Raw genomic sequence first — 25,157 nt, 5'->3', positions numbered from 1 at the left:
TCTTCGAGTCACGGAAATGCGCTCGCTTTGTTTTCCGCAATCCCGGACGCAAAACCGCTGCGCACTTTTGCTGGAGTTGCTCCGGCCACCCGATATCGAGCCAATATCAACATCGCGATTTGCGCTTTCATCATCCTCGATTCCCCGTGTAGAAGCACTGCTGTCAGGTTGGCGCAATGGCTGCGGCTGCCCCTCACCCTAACCCTCTCCCCGTAAACGGGGCGAGGCGACGTGCCAAACGCAATGTCGAGGGTAAAGGAAGCCGGCGCGGCATATCCCTTCTCCCCGCGAGCGGGGGTCCGAAGGACGGGTCGAGACACGTGGCTCGACCCAGGCAGAGGTGCCGGCAGGCGGATGAGGGGCCGGCATCGGCAATCTCCGCCGGCGAAAAATGCGAGGGATGGGTTTGGATATTCGTTTCGAAGGTGCGGGGGTCAGTTTCGGGGCGCGGGTGGCGCTGCAGCCGCTAACGCTTGGCATCAGTGGGAAACGCATCGGCGTCATCGGGCTGAACGGTTCGGGCAAGACCACGTTCGCGCGGCTGATCAACGGATTGACCAAGCCGTCGATCGGCCGCGTCACCGTCAATGGCCGCGACACCGGCGATGAGAAATCTGCGGTGGCCGATGTCGGCTTCATCTTCCAATCGCCGCAGAACCAGATCATCCTGCCGATCGTCAAAGACGACATCGCCTTCGGGCTGAAGCGGCGCGGCTTCACCAAGGCGGAGATCGAGGCGAAGGTCCAGGCGGTGCTGGCCCGCTTCGGCGCTGAGGCGCTGGCCGATCGCCGCGCGCACGAGCTTTCCGGCGGCGAGCTGCAGGTGGCCGCTCTCTGCTCGGTGCTGGCGACGGGGCCGGGCATTCTGATCCTCGATGAACCCACCAACCAGCTCGATCTCAAGAACCGGGCGCTGGTCGAAAGGATCATCGCCGGGCTCTCGGAAAGCGCCATCGTCATCACCCATGATCTCGACCTGATCGCCGATTTCGAGCGGGTGCTGCTGTTTCATGAGGGCCGGCTTGCCGCCGATGCGCCGGCTGCCGAGGCGATCGCTCGCTACAGGGAGATCGTCGCCTGATGCAATCGCTCTATGTCGAGGGCAACAGCGTGATGCACCGGCTTTCGCCGCGGCTGAAGCTGTTGTCGCTGACGGCCTTCGGCGTCCTGCTGTTTATCAGCGGGAATCTCGTCCTGCTTTCGATCTCCGTGCTGCTGACGGCGGTTCTCTATGGCATGGTCGGCCTGCCGTTTGCCGATGCCCTCAGGCGGCTGCGGCCGATCTTCCTGACGATTGCGGTCGTGGCGCTCTTCAACCTGATCTTCAATCCCTGGCAGCAGGCGCTGGTACCCCTGCTGCGGCTGACCGCACTGATGCTGCTCGCCGCCACGGTGACGGCGACGACGTCGATCACCGCCTTCATCGACGAGGTGACCGCCCTTGCCCGCCCGCTCGAACGCACCGGCTGGGTGCAGGCCGACGATATCGGCCTGGCGCTGGGGCTGGTGCTGCGTTTCGTGCCTGAGATCGTCGGCCGTTATCAGGCGATTTGCGAGGCGCACAGGGCGCGCGGGCTGAAAATCCGGCCGACAACGCTGCTTGCGCCGCTGATCATCCTGACGCTCAGGGATGCGGATAATATCGCCGCGGCGATTGACGCGCGCGGTATTCGGCGGCATGTGAGTTAAAGATTAATAAACACGGAATTCATGATGAGCACTCGCGACCTCGTTCTTACCGCCCTCTTTGCCGCGATCATCGTGGCGCTCGGCCTGCTGCCGCCGATCTCGCTCGGCTTCATTCCGGTGCCGATCACCGCCCAATCCCTCGGCGTCATGATGGCCGGCGTCGTGCTCGGAGCCCGGCGCGGGGCGATTGCCGTGCTGATCGTGCTGGTGCTGGTCGCCATCGGCCTGCCGGTGCTTTCCGGCGGCCGCGGCGGGCTTGCGATCTTCGCGTCACCAACGGCCGGCTTTCTGATCGGCTGGATCTTTGCCGCCTTCGTCACCGGCTATCTCAGCGAACGGCTGGTCAACCATCAGCAATCCGCTCTGGTGCAGACGGTGAGCTTCTTCCTCACCGCCATGGCCGGCGGCATCGTCGTGCTCTACGCCTTCGGCATCACCTATCTCGCCACCGTCGCCGGCCTCGGCTTCACGAAAGCCTTCGTCGGCTCGATGGCCTTCATTCCCGGCGATGTAATCAAGGCTTTCGTCGCAGCCCTGCTTGGCCGTGCCGTCATGGTCGGTTATCCCCTGCTGCCGTCGCGCGCCTGACGCACAAGCCGTTATTGTCTACGAATACCCGACGGCCCCTTCGGGGGCCGTTGGGCTTAAAGACGCAGATGGCCAAAAGCGAAAGCCTTCACCGGGCGCTCCGCCCGGTCCGCAGGAACGGGAACTTCCAAACCTTCCTTTGATTTTTCCGCAATGAACGTTCCTGAAGGAGAACCCATGCGAGGCGACCGGCAGGAGGAGATGGCTGCCTGGTTCCGCTCGCTGGATCCTGTCCAGCCGAAGGAGATGGTCGGCCTTTGGAGCGGCCGCGGTATTCCGTCGGATCATCCACTGGACGGCGTGCTCGAGAATCTCAACTGGTTTGGCAAGCGCTTCCATTCCGACATGCGGGCGGACGCCCTGCTCTTCACGTGGAGACCGGGCCGTCTCGTGCCGCTCGAGCCAAGTTTCTTACCGGTTAGGCTGGCGATCAAGTTGGCGCCCTTTGGCCGGACGTTCGTCGCCCGCAGCTGGTTCTCATACCTGCAGAAGATGCTTCGAGCGAGAGGCACGACCGCTTCGTTGCGGCTTCAGGCCCTCGACGGCATCGAAACGGCTGCGATGATCTACGACAAACAGCCGATCGTGGACTACTTCCGGAGGATTGACGATGACGAGATTGCCGGAATGATGTGCGTGCGCGACGACTCCCGGCGGTTCTTCTTCAAGCTCCGGAAAGTGATGGACTGAGCTGTGCAGCAAACGGCTGGCGGCTGGATAATCTTTCCTCAATCCAAAACAGCCCGAACATGCTACGAAAGCAGGGAAGAGGACGAAATGACCGTCATCGATCGAAATCATGTTCAAATCCGCGGCGATGGTCAGCGTGCGATGATCTTTTCGCATGGATTCGGATGCGACCAGAACATGTGGCGCTTCGTGGCGCCGGCTTTCGAAGGTGACTTCAAGACGGTGCTGTTCGATCACGTCGGCGCGGGACGATCCGATCTTGCGGCTTATGATGCCGGAAAATATTCTTCCCTATCCGGTTATGCCGATGACCTCGTGGAAATTTGCCGCGCGCTCGGCCTGACGCAAACGGTCTTCGTCGGGCACTCCGTCAGCGCGATGATCGGCGTCATCGCCTCGCTTGAGGCGCCGGACCTGTTTGAAAGCCTGGTCCTTGTCGGGCCGTCGCCGCGCTATATCAACGACGGTGACTATATCGGCGGTTTCAGCGCGGCTGATATAGACGACCTCCTGCAGTCGTTGGACGACAATCACATGGGCTGGTCTGCCGCCATGGCGCCTGTCATCATGGGCAATCCGGATCGACCGGAACTCGCCGAAGAGCTGACAAACAGTTTCTGCCGCACCGATCCCGAGATCGCCAAGGCCTTCGCACGGGTGACCTTCACGTCGGACAATCGCAGCGACCTCCAGCGCGTCACCGCCAGAACGCTGATCCTTCAATGCCGCGACGATATCATCGCCTCCGAAGAGATCGGCGAATTCGTCCATCAACAGATCCCCGATAGTCAATTGGTCGTGCTGAACGCCAGTGGCCACTGCCCCAACCTCAGCGCTCCCGGCGAGGTCATATCGGCAATCCGGCGGTTCGTCTGATGACCGGCGCCGGCACGCAAGGCTCCCCGCCGACCGAGGACCTCGAGGACCTCTACGAAAACGCACCCTGCGGCTATCTTTCGCTGCAGCCGGACGGGCGCATCGTCAAGGTGAACCGGACGCTTTCGGCCTGGATCGGCATCCCTGTCGATCAGCTTCTCGGCAAACGGCTCCATGATCTGCTCAACATGCCGGGCCGGATATTCTACGAAACCCATTTTGCGCCCTTGCTGCGCATGCAGGGGTTTTTCAACGAGGTTGCCCTCGATCTTGTGACATCAGATGGCAGAAAGCTGCCCGTGCTCGCCAATGCAATGGAAAGGCGTGCCGAAGACGGCGCCTTGCTTTTCACCCGTGTGACGATGTTTCAGGCCGCCGAGCGTCGCCGGTATGAACGGGAACTGGTCGACGCGCGCGCCGCCGCGGACGCGGCCAGTGCCATGGTCAAATCCCAGCTCGAGCTCGAACAGGAAACCGCCGAGCTGCGGGAACAGTTCATCGCCATCCTCGGCCATGACCTGCGCAACCCGCTTGCCTCGATTGCGGCCGCGGCGCGCATGCTGCGAAAGGAAGAGCAGACCGATCGCGCCACGAAAATTCTCGATTTGATGCAGGGCAGCGTCATCCGCATGTCCGGCCTGATCGACAACGTGCTCGACTTCGCGCGGGGACAATTGGGCGGCGGCATCACGCTCAAGAGGCAAGTGGAGGATCTCGAGCCGATCTTGCGGCAGGTCATCGATGAACTCCGCTCCAGCCATCCCGACCGCGCAATCGAGGTAAGCATCGAATTCGACGGACCGATAAATTGCGACAGCGGCCGGATCGGTCAGCTGGTCTCCAATCTTCTGGGAAATGCCCTGACCCATGGAACGCCGGATGAACCGGTGCGGTTTTCTGCGGCAAATGACGAGCAAAGGCTGGAGCTTTGGATCGCCAATGGCGGCGCCCCGATTTCCAGCGATGCGATGACAGGGCTCTTTCAACCTTTCTTCAAAGGCGAAGCCGGGACAAGTCAAAGAGGATTGGGGCTCGGTCTGCACATCGCCTCGGAAATCGCCCGCGCCCATCGCGGGACGATCATGGTAAGTTCCGATGACGAGGAGACACGCTTCACCTTTGTGATGCCGTTGGATTGACCAAGCTGGCGTGCGGCTCCTCGGCTCAGCTACACCCGAGACTCTTTCGCCTGCAAACCAGCACCGCGCTGCCCAAGCCTGTCGAAGACCGATCGTAAAATGCTGCGGATGGGAGGCTCTCCCCATTTGCACACAGCCAGCGACATTGCACAGATGATTGCAACGGACAAAGCCAGCGCCAGCAGCGGTGTCATCCCCAGACCGGTCAGCCAGTCGAGAAGTTGAACGCCGATCGCGAAATGCAGAAGATAAAGCGGGTAGGTCATCGCGCCGAGGGTTTTGACCGATTGCAGGAAGCCGGTCGGCAGACGACTGATCTGCCTGGCATAAGTCACGCCGGCGACGATCGATATCAGCCCCGCCACCCAGATTGCGATTGCGGGAAGCGGCGAGAAGGAATGACCGGCTGCGGCGAGAGTGCGGTCGCTGGTATTTTCGCCCGCCATATATATCTGGGCAGCCCCAGTCACCAAGGCGCAGGCAAAACCCACCCAGGAAATTCGGCTCATCCGAGTTTGAGACAAAAGCCATATGTAGATGTAGATGCCGATGGCAAATTGGCAGCCATAATAAAACGGGATGGCCCGCCAGGCCGTCTCCGTGAATATGGCCAGACTGTCTGAATCGGGAAAGGCGTTTAACAGGGCAACGAAAACGGTGCTGGCCAGCGACAGGCCGAGCGCCAGGGCAGGCATCCTCACCTTTAGACCGGTCGCGCAGAGGATGAAGACCAGGGCGTAGAAGCAGATCTCACATGCCAGGGTCCAATATTGACCATCGATCCATGGGCCGCCGGGATAGAGAGTGATCGATCTGAGGTAGTTCTTGATGACACGTCTGTTCACATCTTGCGTGGCGATGACAATCAGCGTCAGTGATGCGCAAATCCATACCGCCGGATACAACCGCAGAATTCGTCCCTTGAGAAATGACATCGGAGTGGCTGCAGCGGCAGAGTTGACGATGACGAGCCCCGATATGACGAAGAACAATTCGACGCCGACCCATCCGGGTTGGGCGACATTCTCAATCAGAGGCATTTTGTAGGGTCTCAGATATAAGGGCGAAGCCCAGGAAGCAAATCCAAGATGAAATACCGTCACCATCAATGCGCACACAAATCGTAGTGCGTCGACACCGTAAATATACGGACTGCCGGCTTGAAATTTTACCATAGCGATTCCCCCCAAACCCTGGCCAACTACTACCTGGACTTGGGCATTGGTGCAATATACTCGCATTTGGCGTGGGAATTATAATCGTGGCTCAGTATGGCCACTTGCCGGGGGATAGCGTCAGCAGCCCTGTCTCCGTTCCGGTCTATTGCCGTCACGGCCGGAATCCGGGCAACAAAAAACCGCCTTGAGGCGGTCGGGCATTCTATCGATTTCAGTTTGATTTAGTCTCCTCCTCCACCATCTCCCCCGCCATCACAGCCGCCGTCGCCTGAGGCGTCGAACCAGCCTCCCCCTCCATCGCCGGAGCCTTCCGAATTGCCCCACCTGCGCTTGGTGTTTGCGGTGGCCTGGGTGGCTCTTTCTGCCCTTGCGATCAGCGCAAAGATCAGTGCGAAGCCTCCAACGATTCCGGTAGCCACAAGAAATGTCTCCAATCAGTATCCTTTCGTTGTTTCAGGAAATCTCGTTTCCTGACTAAAATAGTAGATTACTTTCCCACTGCTGGAAATAGCCTGAATATGAAACTTTCATGACATTCAGGATCACGTCAAAACTCTGCGCTGCCTAAATTGCAGCGCAGAGCGTTTCGGGCTGGTTCCCCTTCAAGCCGTCGCTCTTCGAGGAAAGAACATTGTGATGCGGGGCAATCGAATTCGAGTGTCAGGCAAGCTCGGCATAATGGGCAAGCTTGTCTTGAAGCATGGTCAGAATGCGGTCTCGTCCGGGATCACGGACGCCCTTCAACCACGCGACCGAGAGGGGAAGCTTGTTCATGGCAGCCCTCCCCTCCATGTCCAGAGCGATGTAACGGACGCCGCTGACGGCGAGCCGGGATGTCCATTGGGGTACGATCGCCAGCCCGATCTGCGCGGCCACGAGGTTGACGATCGTCTGCTTTTCTTCCGCAAGCTGGGCCACCCGTGCCTGCAGTCCCGCCTCGATGAACAGCTTCATCGTCAGGTCGTGGCTATGCGGGCGCGACCGACGCTCCGGGACGATCAACGGTTCGTCGGCGAGGTCTTCGATTCTCACGCTGGCTCTCGACGCCAGCCGATGGTTCTCGGACATGGCGACGACCGCGGTCTCATGGAAAAGAAACATCGTCTTCAGCTTGGGGTCGACGATATCGGGGGCGCGGATGAATGCCAAATCCAATGAGCCCGACAGGAGTTTGGGGATCAGCCTGATTGTCTTGTCTTCCAACAACTGCGTCGAGACCTCGGGGCACTGCTGCCGGAAATCGTGCAGCAACATCGGTACGAGCCCTGCTGCAGCGCTATCGATCGCCCCGATCCGCAGAACATCCGCTCTTGCCTGGCGGGACGTGTGGAACCGTTGCTGAAGAGCTTCGGTCTTGGCCAGGATCTCCCGCGCGCCTTCCAGGAGGACGAGGCCGTCTTCCGTCAGCGATACGCTGCGCGTCGTTCGCGCCATCAGCCGCGTCCCAAGGGATTCCTCAAGCAGGCGTATGTGCCGCGACAGCGACGCCGGCATGAGGCCGAGCTTTTGAGCGGCCCGCCCGAAATGAAGCTCATCGGCCACCGACACGAAACATCGAAGCTGGTTCAGGTCCACGAACGTCTACTCCGGAATTCGATTATATCAAATTTTTATATATTCTTGTGTCGCTTGAGGATCAAGCCGGCGGTGGTCATAGATGTTCACAAGCGCAGGAGGTGCGCTCTGTTATCATCCATTCCGGGAGGAGACCGTCGTGACTCACGACTTGGAAACGCGTGTCTTGCGCAAAATCACATTCCGCATCGTACCGTTCATCATGCTGCTGTATTTCATCGCGTTCCTCGACCGCGTGAATATCGGCTTTGCCGCCCTGACGATGAATGAGGACCTCGGCTTCTCGTCCACCGTCTTCGGCATCGGTGCGGGCATCTTCTTCGTCGGTTATTTCCTCTTCGAGGTTCCCTCGAACCTCATTCTCAACAAGGTCGGCGCCCGCATCTGGATCGCCCGGGTGATGATCAGCTGGGGGATCGTCTCCGGCCTCATGGCGTTCGTGCAGGGGACCACCAGTTTCTACATCCTGCGCTTTCTTCTCGGCGTCGCCGAAGCGGGCTTTTTCCCCGGCATCATCCTCTATCTCAGCTTCTGGTTCCCGGCCCGCCGCCGCGCCGCGGTGACCGCGATCTTCATGGCCGCAGCACCGCTCTCCACGGTCCTGGGGTCGCCGGTCTCCGGTGCGCTGATGGAAATGCACGGTCTTCTCGGCCTTGCCGGCTGGCAGTGGATGTTCCTGATCGAAGCAGCCCCAGCCATCATCCTGGGTGTCATCGTCCTCTTCTATCTCACCGATCGCCCGGAAAAGGCGAAATGGCTGACCGACGAAGAGCGCAGCTGGCTCGTCAAAACAATGAATGCCGAACAGGCGGGCAAAAGCCAGGCCAGCCACAGCATTCTGGCAGGACTGGCCGACATCCGCGTCTTTGCCCTCGCCCTGGTTTATTTCGGCACCTCTGCCGGGCTTTACACCTTGGGCATCTGGGCTCCGCAGATCATCAAACAGTTCGGACTGTCGGCGTTCGAGGTCGGCTTCATCAATGCCGTTCCCGGCATTTTCGCCGTGGTTGCCATGGTTCTTTGGGCGCGTCATTCCGACAGGACGGGCGAACGGACATGGCACGTCGTCGGCGCCTGCCTGCTGGCGGCCGCAGGACTGGCCTTCGCAACCGGTGCGACCAGCGTATACACGGTCCTGATCGCTCTCACCCTCGTCAACATCGGCATCAGCTGCTCGAAGCCGCCGCTCTGGAGCATGCCGACCCTGTTCCTGTCCGGCCCGGCTGCGGCGGCCGGCATCGCCACCATCAACTCCATCGGCAATCTCGGCGGCTTCGTCGGTCCGTCGATGATCGGATGGATCAAGGACACGACCGGGAGTTTCGCCGGTGGCCTCTATTTCGTCGCCGGGCTCCTGGTGATCTCGGCAATCCTCACACTCGTCCTGGCGCGGTCCGGCCCCAAGGCGGCGGATAGCCGCGCCGCCAGTCAACACTGATCACCCCTGACACGATCGGAGAATACCCATGCGTGAATATGCAATCGCCACCATCCCCGCCGACGGCATCGGTCCTGAAGTCATCGCGGCCGGCACACGTGTCCTGGCTGCCATCGAGAAGCGCGAGGGCGGGATCAAGTTCAACGTCGAAAATTTCGACTGGGGATCCGACTACTACAAAAAACACGGCGTCATGATGCCGGCCGATGGCTTGAAGCAACTAAAGAAGTTCGACGCCATCTATTTCGGCGCCGTCGGCGCGCCGGATGTTCCCGACCACATCACGCTCTGGGGTTTGCGGCTGCCGATCTGCCAGGGCTTCGACCAGTATGCGAATGTTCGCCCGACGAAGATTTTGCCCGGGATCACGCCGCCGCTGCGCAATTGCGGCCCGGGCGATCTGGACTGGGTTATCGTCCGCGAAAACTCCGAAGGCGAATATTCCGGCCATGGCGGCCGTGCCCACAGGGGGCTGCCGGAAGAGGTCGGCACTGAGGTCGCCATCTTCACCCGTGTCGGCGTCACCCGCATCATGCGCTATGCCTTCAAGCTCGCCCAGTCCCGGCCGCGCAAGTTCCTGACCGTGGTCACCAAGTCCAATGCCCAGCGGCACGGCATGGTGATGTGGGATGAAATCGCGGCCGAAGTGGCCACGGAATTCCCCGATGTCACCTGGGACAAGATGCTCGTCGACGCCATGACCGTGCGGATGACCCTCAATCCCAGGAGCCTCGACACCATCGTCGCCACCAATCTCCATGCCGATATCCTCTCGGACCTCGCCGGCGCGCTCGCGGGCAGCCTCGGCGTCGCGCCGACCGCCAACATCGATCCGGAACGCCGCTTCCCGTCGATGTTCGAGCCGATCCATGGTTCTGCTTTCGACATCACCGGCAAGGGCATCGCAAACCCGGTGGCGACCTTCTGGACAGCGGCGCAGATGCTCGACCATCTGGGTGAAACAGATGCATCCGCACGCCTGATGCGGGCCGTCGAACGGGTGACGGGGGCAGGCATATTGACGCCTGATGTCGGGGGGACGGCCAACACCAAGGAAGTCACCGACGCGGTCGTCGATGCGATCCACGCATCGAACGTCTGAACGATCCGCCGATGGTCTGGAGCGATCAGAAAGCACGGGCAGTGCTGCATCAGATCTTTGACGCAGCGGTCGAAAGCGCCAATCCGCAGCGGGCGATTCTTAAGAACCTCCCGGACAAGCCGAGAGGCCGATGCATCGTCGTCGGCGCCGGAAAAGCGTCGGCGGCCATGGCCGCCGCTCTCGACAGCGCCTGGCCGGATGTCGATGTCTCCGGCGTCGTTGTCACACGCTATGGTCACGCGGTGCCTGCCGGTCGTATCCCTATCATCGAGGCATCGCACCCCGTTCCGGATGCGATGAGCCAAACGGCGGCTGCTGATCTATTGCAGGCCGTTCACGGATTGACACCGGACGATCTGGTGATTGCTCTCATCTCGGGCGGCGGGTCGGCGCTTCTGGTCGCTCCGGCGGGCGGCATGAGTTTGGCGGACAAGCAGAGCGTCAATCGTGCGCTTCTGGCGAGCGGCGCGACGATCACCGAGATGAACGCCGTTCGCAAACACCTCTCGCGGATCAAGGGAGGCCGTCTCGGCCTGGCCGCCCGGCCCGCGAAAGTCGTTACCCTTGTTATCTCCGATGTGCCGGGCGATGATCCCGCATCCATCGCATCCGGCCCGACGATCGCCGATCAAAGCACGATCGACGAGGTTCGCGGCATCCTATCCCGCTACAGGATCGTCCTGCCCGATACGGCACGCGCCGTCCTCGACAGCGGTGACGAGACACCGAAGCCCGCCGATCTCGAGAGCGATGTCCGCATCATCGCCGCCCCTTCGCTCGCCCTGGAGAGCGCAGCGAAAGCGGCCGCCAGCGCAGGCCTGCAACCACTTGTCCTCGGCGATGCCATCGAGGGAGAGGCGCGCGAGCTCGGCACTGTCATGGCGGGCATCGCCCTATCGGCAAAGATCAAGGGGCTTCCCGTTCGCGGACCTGCCGTTCTTTTGTCGGGCGGCGAAGGGACGGTGTCGATCGGCCGCGAAGCCGCGGGCCGCGGTGGCCGCAACACCGAATTCCTCCTCGGACTTGCGGTGACCCTCAAGGGACATGCCGGAATATGGGCGATTGCCGGCGATACCGACGGCATCGACGGCACCGAAGATGCGGCGGGTGCAGTGGTCACTCCCGACACGTTGGAGCGCGGCCTCAAGAAGGGACTCGATGCCCGGGCTCATCTCGCTTCGCACGACAGCTATTCCTTCTTTGACGAGATCGGTGATCTCGTCAAAACCGGGCCGACCCTGACCAATGTCAACGATATCCGCGCCATACTCATCGTCTGACACGGTGATCAAGCCTGAGGAGTGGGCGACCGTCAGGCCGGCAAGCGCGTCTGCCGACATGCGCCGTCACACCAGCCCGGGCACGACGAACACCAGCCAGGCGACGATCGGGCCGATGATGGCGATCAGCGCGCTGTAGATCAGCAACTGCCGCAGCACCTGTTCCCGCTGGTCGTCCGGCGCATTGGCGACGACAAGGGCGCCATTGGTCGAGAATGGGCTGGTATCGACGATCGTCGTCGAGATGGCGATCGCCGCGACCACGCCGATGGCGCTGACATGCCCTTGCAGGAGGAAGGGAACGGCGAGGGGGATGATCGCGCCGAGCAGCGCGGTCGAGGAGGCGAAGGCCGAGACGATAGCACCGGTAAAGCAAAGCAGCAGCGCCACCAGCAGCGGCATGCCGAGACTGGATATGCCGTTCGCCACGTAATCGACCGTCCCGGCCTTCTCCATGACGCCGACATAGGTGATGATGCCGGCAATCAGCAGCACGGTCGACCAGCTGACCTTGTCGATCGCCGCCTTCTGGGTCTTCGGCGACAACAGCGCCAGGGCGACCGCCACGGTCATGGCGACGAGGCCGACGTTGAACTTGAAGACCAGGGCGCCGATGCCGAGCGCCGTCAGGCCGATCAAGGTGGTAATTCTCTCATTGTTGAGGCGCAGCGTCGTCGCGGTATCGGCCGCCGTCCCATAGGCATGTTCCCTGATCGGTTTTGCCGGCGTGCCGCCGTGACCTCTGATCGACGCCGACACGCCCTCGGGATGGAGTTCGGGCAAGGGGCCAAGCGATGCGGCGTCCTGCTTCATCACCTTTGCGCCGCCGAAAATGAAGAAGACCAGCACCGCGATCGCCAGGTTGAAGAAGAAGCTGGAGAGAAACAACGAGGTCGGCGCGAAAGGCAGGCCGGCCTTGGCGACAATCTGATTGGTGATGCCGCCATAGATGCTGATCGGCGAAAAGCCGCCCGCCTGCGCGCCATGGATCACCATCAGGCCCATCATGACCGGGTGAATGCGGTACTGCACGGCAAAGCTCAAGGCGACGGGTGCGAGAATGGCGACCGCAGCCGGCCCAAGAGCCCCGAAACCGGTAATGACGGCGGCAACCAGGAACATCACCCAGGGAATCAAGCCGATCCGCCCGCGCACCAGGCGCACGGCGCATTCGACGAGCCAGTCGATCGTGCCGTTGATCTGCGCTATGGCGAAGAGGTAGGTGACGGCGACGAGCGTCAGGAACAGATCGCTCGGAAAACCGGCAAATATATCGTTGGTTTTCATGCCGAGGATCATCGAGCCGAGCACGAAGGCGCCGGCAAAGGCGAGCGCACCCATGTTGATCGGCTGGATCGTCGCAATGATGAACATGGCGACCAGCAGGCCTATGGCCAGTAATTCAATACCCATGATTCCCCTCCCTCCGACGCCTCCAGCGCCGTAGCTGTTGTGTTCAAGATCGATGCGGGATGCCGACGCACCCTCCTCCCAGAGGGCGCGGCCGCCTTAGAGCGGTTCAGCTTTTCATGGAAACGCAGAACCGCTCTAAGTTTTTGTTTTTACGCAATTCCCGGCGGAAAACCGCTTCACACTTTTCCTGGAATTGCTCTAGGTCCTTGTATAAAGATCGGCGTATTGCTGCCGCAGGATGTTCTTCTGAACCTTGCCCATCGTGTTGCGCGGCAGGTCCTCGGCGAAGATGATGCGCTTGGGTTGTTTATAGCGGGCGAGACGGTCCTGAAGGGCGCTGACGATGGTCTTTTCATCGAGCACGGCGCCGGGTTTGCGCACGACGACGGCAGTGACACCTTCTCCGAAATCGGGATGCGGCACGCCGATGACAGCGCTCTCGACCACACCCTCGATCTGGTCGATCTCACCCTCGACCTCCTTCGGGTAGATGTTGTATCCGCCCGAAATCACCAGGTCCTTGCCGCGGCCGACGATGTGGATATAGCCGTCCCGGTCGATCTTGCCGAGATCGCCGCTGATGAAGAAACCGTCTGATGTGAATTCGGCCGCGGTCTTTTCCGGCATACGCCAATAGCCCTTGAAGACGTTCGGCCCCTTGATCTCGATCATGCCGGTTTCATCAGGCGGCAGCTCGAGCCCGGTGGCGGGATCGGTGACGCGCACCGTCACGTCAGGCAGCGGGAAGCCGACCGTTCCGGCAATGCGTTTCCCCTCATAGGGGTTCGACGTGTTCATGTTGGTTTCGGTCATGCCGTAGCGCTCGAGAATGGCGTGACCGGTGCGGGCCTGGAACTCGGTATGGGTTTCGGCAAGCAGTGGCGCCGAACCGGAGATGAACAGGCGGATGTTGGCGACCGCCTGCTTGTCGAGGCGCGGGCTCTGCAGGAGGCGCACGTAAAAGGTCGGCACGCCCATCAGCATCGTTGCCTCAGGCATCAGCGAAACGACCTCGTCGGCGTCGAATTTCGACAGCAGGAACATCGAGGCGCCGGCGAGCAGCGTGACATTCGTGGCGACGAACAGCCCATGGGTGTGGAAGATCGGCAAGGCGTGGATCAGCCGGTCGTCTGATGTGACGCGCCAATAGTCCCGCAAGGTCAGGGCGTTCGAGAGCAGGTTCCCATGGGTGAGCATCGCCCCCTTGGAACGGCCCGTCGTTCCCGAAGTGTAGAGGATCGCCGCCAGATCGTCAGCAGTGCGCGAGGCATCGACAAAGTCGGCCGGCTCATCGCGGGCGAGATCCAGCAACGAGCCGCGGCCATCGGCATCGAGCGTTTCGACGATCGCGCCGTGGGACTTGGCGATCGCCGCCACGCCTTCCCGGGCAGCCGGCGCCACGACCACCAGACGCGGCTCCGCATCGCCAATGAAGTAATCGAGCTCGGCCAGCGTATAGGCGGTGTTGAGCGGCAGGTAGACCGCGCCGGTTCGAAGGCAGGCGAGATAGAGGATCAATGCCTCGGCGCTTTTTTCGACTTGCACCGCCACCCGGTCGCCCGGGCGAATGCCGAGCGTATCCATCGCGCCGGCAAGCCGGCCGGAAAGAGCGAAGGCGTCGTCATAGGTCCATGTGCGGGTGTCATCGATCCGGATGAACGGTGCGTCACCGGGCGCAGCCGCCCGCATGGCGTCGAAAAGATGGTTGCTCACTTTCGCCCTCCTCCAAGCGTGGTGTTCATTATCTGTGCGAATGGCCGGGAGCCTTGCTGGCCATTGCCGCTGCGGCGGCTTTCGTCGGTCTGGCTGAGCAGGCTTTTGACGGCAAGCGAGGCAATCACCTCGCCGCGCTGCGCTAAGGCCTCGTGGTTGGCCACGATGTCGTCGAGCTTGTAGAGATAGTTGACCATCAGGCCGTGGGCCTGCTGCATCGCCTTGGCCGAGCGGTCTCCGAGAAAATTCAGTCTTTCCAGTCGAGCGCCGTTGCCGAGATGGAAGCGGGCGACGGGATCGACGGGGCGGCCCTCCGGCGTCCGTTCGGTCAGGAAATAGCGCGCCGCAAGCGGCAGCAGCACGCGCTCCACTTCGGCCGCCGTCTTCTCGTTGTCCGGCCATTTCGGGTCGTCGAGCGCCGTTAGCGTTTCCGGGCGCGCCTTGGCGAGCCAACGGGCAAAGCCCGGCACCGGCGACAGCGTGACGAAATTCTTCAGGCCGGGCAGATCTCTGCGCAGGTCTTCCACGACCTGCTTGATCAGGAAGTTGCCGAACGAGATGCCGCGCAAGCCGTCCTGGCAGTTGGAGATCGAATAGAAGACGGCCGTCGTCGCCTCGTCAGCATTGATCTGTTCCCTGCCCTCGACGAGCACATCGCCGATCGCGCTCGGCACCGATCGTGTCAGCGCCACCTCGACGAACACCAGCGGCTCGTCGGCCAGCCGGGGGTGGAAGAAGGCAAAGCATCGACGGTCGGCCGGCGCCAGACGGCGGCGCAGTTCCTCCCAGCCGGCGATCTCATGCACGGCCTCGTATTTGATGATCTTTTCAAGGATGTAAGCCGGCGTCGTCCAGTCGATCGGACGCAGCGTCAGGAAACCGCGATTGAACCAGGAGCCGAACAGATGGGTGAAGTCGGCGTCAAGCGCGTGATAACCTTCGGATTGGTCTTTGGACGCAAGCAGCTGCTGGCGCATCCGGACGAGCTTGGCCGTGCCGTTCGGGGCATGGTTCAATCGGCGCAGAAGCTCCTGTCGACGCGGCTCGGCTGCCTGGTGGAGGGCAATGATTGCGGCAGAGCTTTTGTCGGTGCGGTAGTTTTCAATCGCCTGGTCGAGCCTCACCGTGTCGGGCCCGAACTTTTCATGCAGCATATCGAGAAATGCCTGCGCGCCCTCACTGTCGAGCGCCTCCCAGCGATCGAGAATCTCGGCGGCTAGCGCCATGCCCGAGGCTTCGCCCCGGCTCGACAGCAGCATTTCACAGAGCGCCTGGAGATCGGCCTTGGCTGCGGCCTGCGTGGCGCGCGCGCCGGAAAACAGAAGCTGGCGTCCGCGATCGGTGATGCTCTGCAGCATGTCGGTGAAGAAGGAAGCCTCAGACATGCCATTCTCCTCTCTTCCGCTGGTTTCTTCTGCCGGCCGCGGGTGCACGGATCGTTTTGACGGCTGCTTCCCATCGTCGGGTTTCACCGGTAGTATGTAGAATGCCACTCTTCGTACACGAGGTCAACAATCGTGTATACAAGAATCGTGTTTATGTATGATGGAAGTGAAACGTATGTCCGAAAATGTCGGCCGATGGCTTCGGGATGAAATTGAAAATTCAATTCTTTCCAACGAGTTCTCCCCCGGTGAGCGGCTCGACGAAATGGTGCTTGCGACGCGTTTCGGGGTTTCCCGCACACCGGTGCGCGAGGCGCTGATGCAGCTCGATGCGATCGGCCTCATCGAAATCCGGCCGCGCAGAGGCGCCATTGTCATCGATCCGGGGCCGCACCGCGTCTATGAAATGTTCGAGGTGATGGCCGAGCTGGAGGGCCTGGCCGGGTCGCTCGCCGCCCGACGGCTGGACAAGGCCTCCCGGGAAGCGATCACCGCCACCCACAGCCGCTGCGAACAATCGGCCGCGGCCGGTGACAGCGACGCCTATTATTACGACAATGAGGAATTCCATAAGGCCATCTACGCAGCCGGCCGCAGCGAGTTCCTCGAGGAGCAATGCCTGCAATTGCACCGCCGCCTGCGGCCCTACCGCCGCCTCCAGCTGCGCGTGCGCAACCGCCTGTCGACCTCCTTCTCCGAACATTGCGCCATCGTCGAGGCGATCTTTGCCGGAGACGGCGACGAAGCCCGCCGCCTGCTGCGGACGCATGTCGGCATTCAGGGAGAGAGGTTCAGCGATCTGGTCGCAAGCATGGCGGCCAGGTGATTGGACTCCAGCTTGAAAACGGAAGCGTATCCCGCCGTCCCCACGGCACCCTAATCCAAAAACCGATAAAGCCAGTCGCGCGTTTCCTCCGGCAGCGAGGCCGGCGACTGGTCCTCGCGGGTGCGGGCCTGCCAGATGATCTCGACCTCGGCGGCACGCTCCTCCCCGGTGTCGATCGAAACGAGGAAGCCGATGGAATGCATGCCGATCTTGTCGACGGTGGTGGTGAAGGTGACCGGCTCGTCGTAGTGCAGTGGGCGGTGGAGCATGCAGGAAACTTTGCTGGGGCTATAGACCGGTTCGTCATCGACATCGGGCCGCGACGACCAGAAGCTTGCAAGTACGGATTCGGCATAGGAAATATAGGAGGCCAGAAACATTCGGCCGTTCATATCGACATCGCGAAACGGCACGCGTATGTCCGTCACATCAGGACGTTTCGACTGACTCATCAACGCAACTGCCTTACAAAATTCCCCGTCGACGACAGTACTGCATAATTTCTTAAACTGAAACCGGTTTAGGGATGAAATTATACAACAGTTCAAAGTGTTACAGCGCCTCCGAGGTAACCGCCGCAATGCCGCAATGATACAGCGGACGGTCGGACGGCGCGGCAACGGTGCTTGTTGAAATCGTCGGGCGATGCCCCATCTGCTGTGGCACATGACATAAGCGACCGATAGAGTGTCTCCATGAGCACCCGTCTTTATGAACACCCGATCTTCCTGGAACACGTGACCCCCGCCGGCCATCCGGAGCGATCGGACAGGATCCGCGCCATCAATGTCGCGCTGGAACATCCGAATTTCGAGCGGCTGGAGCGCCGGCAGGCGCCGCAGGCGAGCGAGGATGCGGTGCTGCTGGCCCATCCCGAAGAACATCTGATCGCCGTGATGCGGGAGATCCCCGAGGAAGAGGATGAGATCAACCAGATCGAAGCCGATACTTATGCTAGCCCAAAGAGCCTGCAGGCGGCGCTGACCGGCATCGGCGGGGCGATGGCCGCAGTCGACGACGTCTTTACCGGCCGGGCTGACAATGTCTTCGTCGCCGCCCGCCCGCCGGGGCACCATGCCGAGAAGATGACGGCGATGGGCTTCTGCTTCTTCAACAATGCGGCGATCGCCGCCCGGCATGCGCAGAAGATGCATGGCGCCGAGCGCGTCGCGATCGTCGACTGGGACGTGCACCACGGCAACGGCACGCAGGATATCTTCTGGGACGATGCCTCGGTGCTGTTCTGCTCGACGCATCAGATGCCGCTCTATCCCGGCACCGGCGCCAAGGACGAGAAGGGCAAGCACAATACCATCGTCAATGCGCCGCTTTCGCCGAATGTCGGCAGCGATCATTTCCGCGAGGCGTTCAAATCGCGCGTGCTGCCGGCTCTTGACGATTTCCGGCCGGATCTGATCATCATCTCCGCCGGCTTCGACGCCCATCACCGCGATCCCCTGGCGCAGATCAACCTGACCGGCGAGGATTTCGACTGGGCGACCGGGCGCGTGCTCGAAATGGCCGACCGGCACGCCAAGAACCGGGTCGTCAGCCTGCTCGAAGGCGGTTATGATCTGGAGGGACTCGCCGAATCGGCGGGCATGCATATTCTGAGAATGATGAAGGGTTGAGAATGACTGACAGCGCCAAGCCCGAGGTATCAGGCCTTTCCTTCGAAAAGGCGGTTGCCGAACTCGAAAGCATCGTCGCCCGGCTGGAACGCGGCGATGTGGCGCTGGACGAATCCATCGAGATCTATGAGCGCGGCGAAGCGCTGAAGAAACATTGCGAGACCCTGCTTTCGGCAGCGGAAAACCGCATCGAGAAGATCCGGCTCGACCGCGCCGGCAAGCCGCAGGCCGTCGAGCCGCTCGACGGCGCCTGAGGCGTACCGGAACTCTCTTGAAGGCGCTTGGCGATCGGCTTCAGACCGATCTATGATCCCCTTGCAAACGATGAGGGGACGGAAAAATGTCGGACAGATTGAAGGGCAAGGTCGCCATTATCTCGGGCGGCGCGACCGGCATGGGCGGTGCCGCCTCGAAGCTTTTTGCAGCCGAAGGCGCGCGCGTTGCGATCATCGACCGCAATGGCGATGCAGCCGCCGAGACCGTCAAAGCGATCCGTGATGCCGGCGGCGAGGCCGAATGCTGGACGGCTGACGTTTCCGACGAAGCCGCCGTCAATGCCGCCGTCGCCGGTGTCGAGGCGCGTTATGGCGCCGTCACCGTGCTCTTCAACCATGCCGGCACGATCGTCATCAAACCTTTCCTGGAAACGACCGTCGAGGAATGGGACTGGCTGCACGCCGTCAATGTGCGCTCGATGTTCCTGATGACCAAGGCGGTGCTGCCGAAGATGATTGAAAGCGGCGGCGGATCGATCGTCTGCACCTCGTCGATCTCGGCGGTCGCCGCCACGCCGATGGAAGTGCTCTACGACACGACCAAAGGGGCGGTGCATATGTTTGCCCGCGCCATCGCCGTGGAATTCCGCGATCGCAACATCCGCTGCAACGCCGTCTGCCCCGGCTTCATCCGCACGCCGCACGGCCTGCGCGAGGTGGCCGACCTGCAGGCGCTCGGCGTCGATGTTTCCGACGCCGCCATTGCCGCCCAGCAGGGACGGATCGGCGAGCCGGAGGATGTGGCGCGCGCCGCCCTTTATCTCGCCAGCGACGAGTCGAGCTTCGTCAACGGCGCGCATCTCTTCGTCGATAACGGCTTCACGGCGATCTGAGCCATGCAGCGTCCGATTGGACGCGCGGCGCACTTTCACGTCTGGAGCGTCCTTAGCGCGTCGGATTGGACGCGCGGCGCGCTTTCAGGTGCTGGAGCGTCCTTAGCGCGTCCGATTGGACGTGCGGCGCTCCAGGCACTATCTGTGCCTGAAGCCTTTGCGATCGGAGATCCCTGATGTCCTTCTTTCCCGGTAAAGATCCCCTGCCCGGCGATGCCTTCGCCTGCGACGCAATCGAGAACCTGATCATCCCGCGCACCAGCGATATCGGCGGGTTTCAGGTGCGCCGCGCGCTGCCAACGAGACAGCGGCGGCTGGTCGGCCCGTTCATCTTCTTCGACCGCATGGGTCCGGCGATCCTGAAGCCGGATGAGGCGCTCGACGTCAAGCCGCACCCGCATATCGGCCTGTCCACTGTCACCTATCTCTTCGACGGCGAGATCCGCCATCGCGACAGCCTCGGCACCGAAAAGGTCATCCGCCCCGGCGATATCAACCTGATGACGGCAGGCCGCGGCATCGTGCATTCCGAGCGCACGCCCGACAATCTGCGCGGCCATCCGCTGCTGATGTCGGGGTTGCAGACCTGGCTGGCGCTGCCCGACGACAAGGAGGAGATCGATCCCTCCTTCGCCCATACGGAAAAGACCGAGATGCCGCTGATCGAGACAACAGGCGTGCGCGGGCGTGTGGTCATCGGCTCGTTCGAAGGCATGACATCGCCGGTCGGCGTTTTCTCCGACACGCTCTATGTCGATCTCGACCTGCAGCCCGGCGCCAAATTTCCCTTCGGCGCGGCCCATGAAGAGCGCGCCGTCTACGTGCTCTCGGGCGAAGTCGTCATATCGGGCGACCGTTTTGCCGCCGACCAGCTGCTGGTCTTCCGGCCGGGCGATGCAATCACGCTGGAAGCCGGCCGCGATGGCTGTCACCTGATGCTCTTCGGCGGTGCCAGCCTGAATTCGAAACGTTATATCTGGTGGAATTTCGTGTCGTCTTCGAAGGAGCGGATCGAAAAGGCCAAGGAGGAATGGCGCTCCGGCCGCTTCGACATCGTGCCCGGCGACGAAGAGGAATTCGTGCCTTTGCCGGAGGGCTGACGGCAGCAGCGGAGCGCGGCTGTCGACCTCTCCGGACCTTCAACCCTTGGCGAAATATCGCGTCAGCGCACCCTTCGTGCGGTTGACGTAGCCGTCCTGCCAACTGTCGTCGACATTGAGAAAGCCCGACCAGCCCTTCTTGCCCTGGCGCTTCAACTCGGCCTCGACGGCGCGGAACCGATAGTGGTCATAGACATCGAGAATATGCACCGCATAGGCCTCGGCAAGCGCACGGTCGCCTTTGACGATCAGCATGTTTTCGTCATTGCCGTAAGAGGCCTTGAAGCCGAGATTGTGGCTGCCGAGCACGACGACGCAATCCTCCGACAGGGGATCGATCACCAGCACCTTGTCGTGGATGATGGCGCCCACCTTCTTGGCCGTCAGTTCCTCCGCACCGAAATCCGCCAACAGCTGGCGGTCGTCGATGCGCGACGCCCGGACGATCGAGACATTGGCCTCCTCGAATGTGTGGGGCGAGACGGCGTCGACATCGTCGTCCTCATCGTCGGGATCGTTCTTCTTGCCGGCGACGTAGTTGGGCATGGCCTGGGCGCTGGAAACCGCGCCGGTGACGATCAGCTTTTGGTCCTTCAGGCCGATATCGATCGCCTCGCCGACAATGCAATCCCTGCCCGACTGACCGGGATAGAAGGCCAGAAACAGCACCGCATGTTCGGCACGGCGCATCAGCCGGTAGACTTCGCGAAGATCGGGCGGCGTTGCCTTGCCCTTTCTGCGGCTCTGCATGTTGGGTGAAAACCACGTTTCGACCGAAGGCCCCAAGGCCTCATCGCCGATCGGGACAAGAGAAGGCGTCTCATTGAAGCGTCGGAACTTCTTGCTCTGCTGGTTGTCGGGCATGCCGTCATCAAATTCGATGGGCGCTTCCAGCGTCGCATTGTCTTCCAGCATCCGCTCCCAATAGGTGACATAGGCGGCGGCAACCGCATCGTTGCGAACGATCAACGCGTTGTTGGACTGGCCGGCAAGCCCGGTCGCCGTCCAGTTGGTGCTGCCGGTGAAGACGCTGCGCGCAGCGCCATCGGACGGAATATGCACGACGAATTTGTTGTGGCCGATCTGGCTCGAATTGTTGAACATCCGGTGGTGAATCTCGACGCCGGCATCGACCAGCGCCTGGCGTGCATGCGCATTGCGCACATCCCAGGCGTCGCCGACCTTTCCGGTGTTGGCGAGGATGATGCGCAACTTGTCCTTGTTGGCAAGCAGCAGCTCCAGCAGTTCCTCGTCCTCCAGTTCGTAGAGGGCGACAAGGAAGCGGCCGGGCGCATTGATGAAGCCCTTGAGCATCGGAATTACATCGCCGGCAAGATATTTACGGATGCCGTTCGACGGGTTGGAAATCATCTCGATCAGCTCGTTCGGCTGCTTCACGCCGTCCTCCAGCAGGACGTTTCTCAGCCACTGCGCGGCGAGAATGCCGTTGGTAAAGGTGGACTCGAAGGCGCCACGCTTGCGCGTCACATGGACGGGATTGCTGGCGACAGCCGGCCCGAGATAACCGAGCGGCCGCGGCGGGCCCTCATAGGCCTTGACCGCGATCTTCTCATAGCTGCCGTCAGCCTTCTTGATCGGCCTGCCGTTTCCGTCCCGCTTGTTGATTTCGACGAGCTGCGGCGTCGGATCCGATGCCGCCTGCATGCCCGGTTTTAAGTCGCCGAGCGGACGGATTTCGTAGCGCAGGTGGACCTCGTCCGGCCGCCGTCTCATTTCGTTGCGCCGCTTGCGCAGCGTGAGATCGCGCCAGGACAGCTTCTGCACCGGCCAGAGCGACGTCGTTTGCGGCAGCCAGTGAGGATTGCGCTGACCCTTGAAGGCGACCCACGCGGCACAGGTTACGCGGTCATCCGCACCGTCGGGTCTTTTCGCGACCTTACCCTGCTCGTCGAGATAGACGCGGACGACTTCAAACCCGAGACATCCATCGATCCTGGCGTCTATGTCCCAGGCCACATAGGCGACCTCGTTATTCACATAGGCGTGCGCCGCAACAATCGTTCCCATGCCCCGTCCCCCCAGCCAGTGCGGCGACTTTGCTACCATTCCGTGTCATACTCAAGCGCCTCTCCTTCGGTTGCCACCGCGACAGCAGGGAGAAGCGGCACACGCCCCGGCGAAGATCGGGCTTCCCCACCTCATGGCGATTTCGCCGACCCGGCTTCGATTAACCACAGAAATAGAGCGTGATATCGTGCAAAACTGCTCACACTTTTCAGCGTCATGCTCTAGGGTGAAAACCTTCGGTTCCTGAAATGCACTTGTTTTGCCGCAATCTAATCGAATAAAGCGGAACAAGGAAAAGCAAGAAAGAGCGCCCGCCCGTGACACAACTGCCGAAGACCCCCCTGCTCGACCAGGTCATCTATCCCGCCGACCTGCGCAAGCTCGAGGATCGCGACCTGCCGCAGCTCGCCCGCGAAGTCCGGGACGAGATGATCGATGCGGTGTCGCGTACCGGCGGTCATCTCGGGGCCGGTCTTGGCGTCGTCGAACTGACGATCGCCATCCACAGCGTCTTCGACACGCCTGACGACCGGCTGATCTTCGATGTCGGCCATCAATGTTATCCGCACAAGATCCTCACCGGCCGGCGCGACCGCATCCGCACGCTGCGTCAGGAAGACGGGCTGTCCGGCTTCACCCGCCGGGCCGAGAGCGAATATGATCCCTTCGGGGCGGCGCATTCCTCGACCTCGATCTCGGCCGGCCTCGGCATGGCGATTGCCGCCGATCTCGACAAGACCGATCGCCGGGTCATCGCCGTCATCGGCGACGGGGCGATGTCGGCCGGCATGGCCTATGAGGCGCTGAACAATGCCGGCGCGCTCGATGCCCGGCTGATCGTCATCCTCAACGACAACGACATGTCGATCGCGCCGCCGACCGGCGCGATGAGCGCCTATCTCGCCCGCCTCGCCTCGGGCCGCACCTATATGGGCTTCCGCGATCTCGGCAAGAAGCTGACGGCCTATCTCGGCAAGAACATCGACCGGGCGATCACCCGCGCCGTCGAGCATGCGCGCGGCTATGTCACCGGCGGCACGATGTTCGAAGAGATGGGCTTCTACCATATCGGCCCGATCGACGGGCATTCCTTCGACCACCTGCTGCCCGTGTTGCGCAATGTGCGCGACAATGGCCGCGGACCGGTGCTGATCCACGTCGTCACCCAGAAGGGCAAGGGCTATCCGCCGGCGGAAGCAGCTGCCGACAAATATCACGGCGTCAACAAGTTCGACGTCATCACCGGCGCCCAGGCCAGGGTCAAGCCGAATGCGCCGAGCTATACCAGCGTCTTTGCCGAAGCGCTGGTGCAGGAGGCTGCGCTCGACGACAAGATCGTCGGCATCACCGCCGCCATGCCGAATGGTACCGGCCTCGACAAGCTCGCCGAGCTCTTTCCGTCTCGCTGCTTCGATGTCGGCATCGCCGAACAGCATGCCGTGACCTTCGCCGCCGGCCTTGCGGCGGAAGGCTACAAGCCCTTCGCCGCCCTCTACTCCACCTTCCTGCAGCGCGCCTACGACCAGGTCGTGCACGACGTGGCGATCCAGGGACTGCCGGTGCGTTTTCCGATCGACCGCGCCGGCTTCGTCGGCGCCGACGGGCCGACGCATGCCGGCTCTTTCGACACCGCCTTCCTCACCACCCTGCCCGGCTTCGTGGTGATGGCGGCCGCCGATGAGGCCGAACTCAAGCACATGGTGCGCACGGCTGTCGCCTATGATGCCGGGCCGATCTCGTTCCGCTATCCGCGCGGCGAAGGCGTCGGCGTCGACATGCCGGCGCGCGGCGAAATCCTGCAGATCGGCAAGGGCCGCATCGTCAAGGAAGGCACCAAGGTAGCGCTGCTCTCCTTCGGCACAAGGCTGGCCGATTGTCTGCTCGCCGCCGAGGATCTCGATGCCGCGGGGCTGTCGACGACGGTCGCCGATGCGCGCTTCGCCAAGCCGCTCGATCACGAGCTGATCCGCCAGCTTGCCCGCCACCACGAGATCGTCATCACCGTCGAAGAAGGCTCGATCGGCGGCTTCGGCAGCCATGTGATGCACTTCCTCGCCAACGAAGGCCTGCTCGACAACGGCCTGAAACTGCGCTCGCTCGTCATGCCCGACATCTGGATGGAGCAGGCCAAGCCCGAAGCGATGAACGCACATGCGGGCCTCGACCGCGCCGGCATCGTCTCGACGGTGTTCAAGGCGCTGGGGCGCGGTGTCGCGGTTGGGGTTGCTGGGTAGCCGAGGCTACGTGAGGGCGTGCCGTGTGGCCCCCTCATCCGCCCTACGGGCACCTTCTCCCCGAGGGGAGAAGAGGGAATCGAAACGTCGCCGCAAAACTCTTCTCCCCTCGGGGAGAAGGTGCCGGCAGGCGGATGAGGGTGCCACCAAGCAGGTCATCTCAA

At 61.9% G+C, this 25,157-nt stretch carries 23 protein-coding genes; 15 read left to right on the top strand and 8 right to left on the bottom strand.

The features are described 5' to 3' along the window. Positions 1-8 precede the first annotated feature (8 nt). Complete coding sequence (locus tag FHT79_RS32420; protein ID WP_281414616.1) at positions 9-134, bottom strand: hypothetical protein; 126 nt, start codon at positions 132-134, stop codon at positions 9-11. 272 nt (positions 135-406) lie between these two features. On the opposite strand from FHT79_RS32420, the gene FHT79_RS23875 reads away from it, so the two are divergent. The 6 genes from FHT79_RS23875 (at position 407) to FHT79_RS23850 (ending at position 4,982) form a co-directional block, all read left to right on the top strand. Then, positions 407-1,081: an ABC transporter ATP-binding protein gene (locus FHT79_RS23875; protein WP_063476692.1), complete on the top strand. Its 675-nt coding sequence runs from the start codon at positions 407-409 to the stop codon at positions 1,079-1,081. Next, entirely contained in the window at positions 1,081-1,689 is a 609-nt protein-coding gene (locus FHT79_RS23870; RefSeq protein WP_183904260.1) for an energy-coupling factor transporter transmembrane protein EcfT, read from the top strand. Before FHT79_RS23875 ends, FHT79_RS23870 begins: the two co-directional genes overlap by 1 nt. Before the next feature lie 24 nt (positions 1,690-1,713). Further along, complete coding sequence (locus FHT79_RS23865; protein ID WP_047614436.1) at positions 1,714-2,277, top strand: biotin transporter BioY; 564 nt, start codon at positions 1,714-1,716, stop codon at positions 2,275-2,277. 153 nt (positions 2,278-2,430) lie between these two features. Further along, a complete protein-coding gene (locus FHT79_RS23860) occupies positions 2,431-2,967 on the top strand; it encodes a GXWXG domain-containing protein (protein WP_183904259.1) in 537 nt (178 codons plus the stop codon). 87 nt (positions 2,968-3,054) lie between these two features. Further along, on the top strand, positions 3,055-3,843 hold the full coding sequence (locus tag FHT79_RS23855) for an alpha/beta hydrolase (protein WP_063476460.1): 789 nt from the start codon (positions 3,055-3,057) through the stop codon (positions 3,841-3,843). Beyond that, the gene (locus FHT79_RS23850; RefSeq protein WP_183904258.1) at positions 3,843-4,982 is read left to right on the top strand and encodes a PAS domain-containing sensor histidine kinase; all 1,140 of its coding nucleotides are present in this window, start codon (positions 3,843-3,845) and stop codon (positions 4,980-4,982) included. The genes FHT79_RS23855 and FHT79_RS23850 overlap by 1 nt, the downstream gene beginning before the upstream one ends. Before the next feature lie 29 nt (positions 4,983-5,011). Here FHT79_RS23850 and FHT79_RS23845 read toward each other — a convergent pair whose 3' ends face one another. Then, positions 5,012-6,157 carry an acyltransferase gene (locus FHT79_RS23845; RefSeq protein WP_183904257.1) on the bottom strand — a complete coding sequence of 382 codons (1,146 nt, stop codon included), beginning with the start codon at positions 6,155-6,157 and terminating at the stop codon, positions 5,012-5,014. Between the two features lie 663 nt (positions 6,158-6,820). Beyond that, positions 6,821-7,735, bottom strand: coding sequence for a LysR family transcriptional regulator (locus tag FHT79_RS23840; protein ID WP_183904256.1), 915 nt, complete (start codon positions 7,733-7,735; stop codon positions 6,821-6,823). 139 nt (positions 7,736-7,874) lie between these two features. Between FHT79_RS23840 and FHT79_RS23835 the strand changes: the two genes are divergently transcribed. From FHT79_RS23835 to FHT79_RS23825, 3 genes are read left to right on the top strand one after another with little or no spacing between them, the layout of a single operon-like run. Continuing rightward, a complete protein-coding gene (locus FHT79_RS23835) occupies positions 7,875-9,173 on the top strand; it encodes an MFS transporter (RefSeq protein ID WP_183904255.1) in 1,299 nt (432 codons plus the stop codon). A gap of 28 nt (positions 9,174-9,201) precedes the next feature. Then, the gene (locus FHT79_RS23830; RefSeq protein ID WP_047613913.1) at positions 9,202-10,275 is read left to right on the top strand and encodes a tartrate dehydrogenase; all 1,074 of its coding nucleotides are present in this window, start codon (positions 9,202-9,204) and stop codon (positions 10,273-10,275) included. A gap of 11 nt (positions 10,276-10,286) precedes the next feature. Further along, positions 10,287-11,555 (top strand): glycerate kinase, encoded by a 1,269-nt coding sequence (locus tag FHT79_RS23825; protein WP_183904254.1) that lies wholly within the window; start codon positions 10,287-10,289, stop codon positions 11,553-11,555. A gap of 66 nt (positions 11,556-11,621) precedes the next feature. On the opposite strand, the gene FHT79_RS23820 is transcribed toward FHT79_RS23825, so the two are convergent. The 3 genes from FHT79_RS23820 to FHT79_RS23810 form a co-directional block, all read right to left on the bottom strand. Beyond that, a complete protein-coding gene (locus FHT79_RS23820; protein WP_097542837.1) occupies positions 11,622-12,968 on the bottom strand; it encodes an SLC13 family permease in 1,347 nt (448 codons plus the stop codon). A 198-nt stretch (positions 12,969-13,166) separates the two neighbouring features. Next, a complete protein-coding gene (locus FHT79_RS23815) occupies positions 13,167-14,681 on the bottom strand; it encodes a malonyl-CoA synthase (RefSeq protein WP_183904253.1) in 1,515 nt (504 codons plus the stop codon). Then, positions 14,678-16,066 carry a malonyl-CoA decarboxylase gene (locus FHT79_RS23810; RefSeq protein ID WP_183904252.1) on the bottom strand — a complete coding sequence of 463 codons (1,389 nt, stop codon included), beginning with the start codon at positions 16,064-16,066 and terminating at the stop codon, positions 14,678-14,680. The genes FHT79_RS23815 and FHT79_RS23810 overlap by 4 nt, the downstream gene beginning before the upstream one ends. 175 nt (positions 16,067-16,241) lie before the next feature. On the opposite strand from FHT79_RS23810, the gene FHT79_RS23805 reads away from it, so the two are divergent. Then, positions 16,242-16,892: a GntR family transcriptional regulator gene (locus FHT79_RS23805; protein ID WP_047614433.1), complete on the top strand. Its 651-nt coding sequence runs from the start codon at positions 16,242-16,244 to the stop codon at positions 16,890-16,892. Positions 16,893-16,942: 50 nt separating this feature from the next. Here FHT79_RS23805 and FHT79_RS23800 read toward each other — a convergent pair whose 3' ends face one another. Beyond that, positions 16,943-17,344, bottom strand: coding sequence for a thioesterase (locus FHT79_RS23800; RefSeq protein WP_047615391.1), 402 nt, complete (start codon positions 17,342-17,344; stop codon positions 16,943-16,945). A gap of 243 nt (positions 17,345-17,587) precedes the next feature. Between FHT79_RS23800 and FHT79_RS23795 the strand changes: the two genes are divergently transcribed. The 4 genes from FHT79_RS23795 (at position 17,588) to FHT79_RS23780 (ending at position 20,731) form a co-directional block, all read left to right on the top strand. Next, on the top strand, positions 17,588-18,523 hold the full coding sequence (locus FHT79_RS23795) for a histone deacetylase family protein (protein ID WP_183904251.1): 936 nt from the start codon (positions 17,588-17,590) through the stop codon (positions 18,521-18,523). A gap of 2 nt (positions 18,524-18,525) precedes the next feature. Beyond that, the gene (locus FHT79_RS23790) at positions 18,526-18,777 is read left to right on the top strand and encodes an exodeoxyribonuclease VII small subunit (RefSeq protein WP_047613900.1); all 252 of its coding nucleotides are present in this window, start codon (positions 18,526-18,528) and stop codon (positions 18,775-18,777) included. 86 nt (positions 18,778-18,863) lie between these two features. Then, positions 18,864-19,631, top strand: coding sequence for an SDR family oxidoreductase (locus tag FHT79_RS23785; RefSeq protein WP_097595268.1), 768 nt, complete (start codon positions 18,864-18,866; stop codon positions 19,629-19,631). 176 nt (positions 19,632-19,807) lie between these two features. Next, the gene (locus tag FHT79_RS23780) at positions 19,808-20,731 is read left to right on the top strand and encodes a pirin family protein (RefSeq protein ID WP_047613896.1); all 924 of its coding nucleotides are present in this window, start codon (positions 19,808-19,810) and stop codon (positions 20,729-20,731) included. 39 nt (positions 20,732-20,770) lie between these two features. On the opposite strand, the gene FHT79_RS23775 is transcribed toward FHT79_RS23780, so the two are convergent. Next, complete coding sequence (locus FHT79_RS23775) at positions 20,771-22,759, bottom strand: phospholipase D-like domain-containing protein (RefSeq protein WP_183904250.1); 1,989 nt, start codon at positions 22,757-22,759, stop codon at positions 20,771-20,773. 317 nt (positions 22,760-23,076) lie between these two features. Here FHT79_RS23775 and dxs point away from each other — a divergent pair, with 317 nt between their 5' ends. Beyond that, positions 23,077-24,993 (top strand): 1-deoxy-D-xylulose-5-phosphate synthase, encoded by a 1,917-nt coding sequence (gene dxs / locus FHT79_RS23770; RefSeq protein WP_097542842.1) that lies wholly within the window; start codon positions 23,077-23,079, stop codon positions 24,991-24,993. Positions 24,994-25,157 lie beyond the last annotated feature (164 nt).

Source organism: Rhizobium sp. BK212, assembly GCF_014197475.1.
GTDB lineage: Bacteria > Pseudomonadota > Alphaproteobacteria > Rhizobiales > Rhizobiaceae > Rhizobium > Rhizobium anhuiense.
This window is presented reverse-complemented; position numbering and strand designations above follow the sequence as displayed.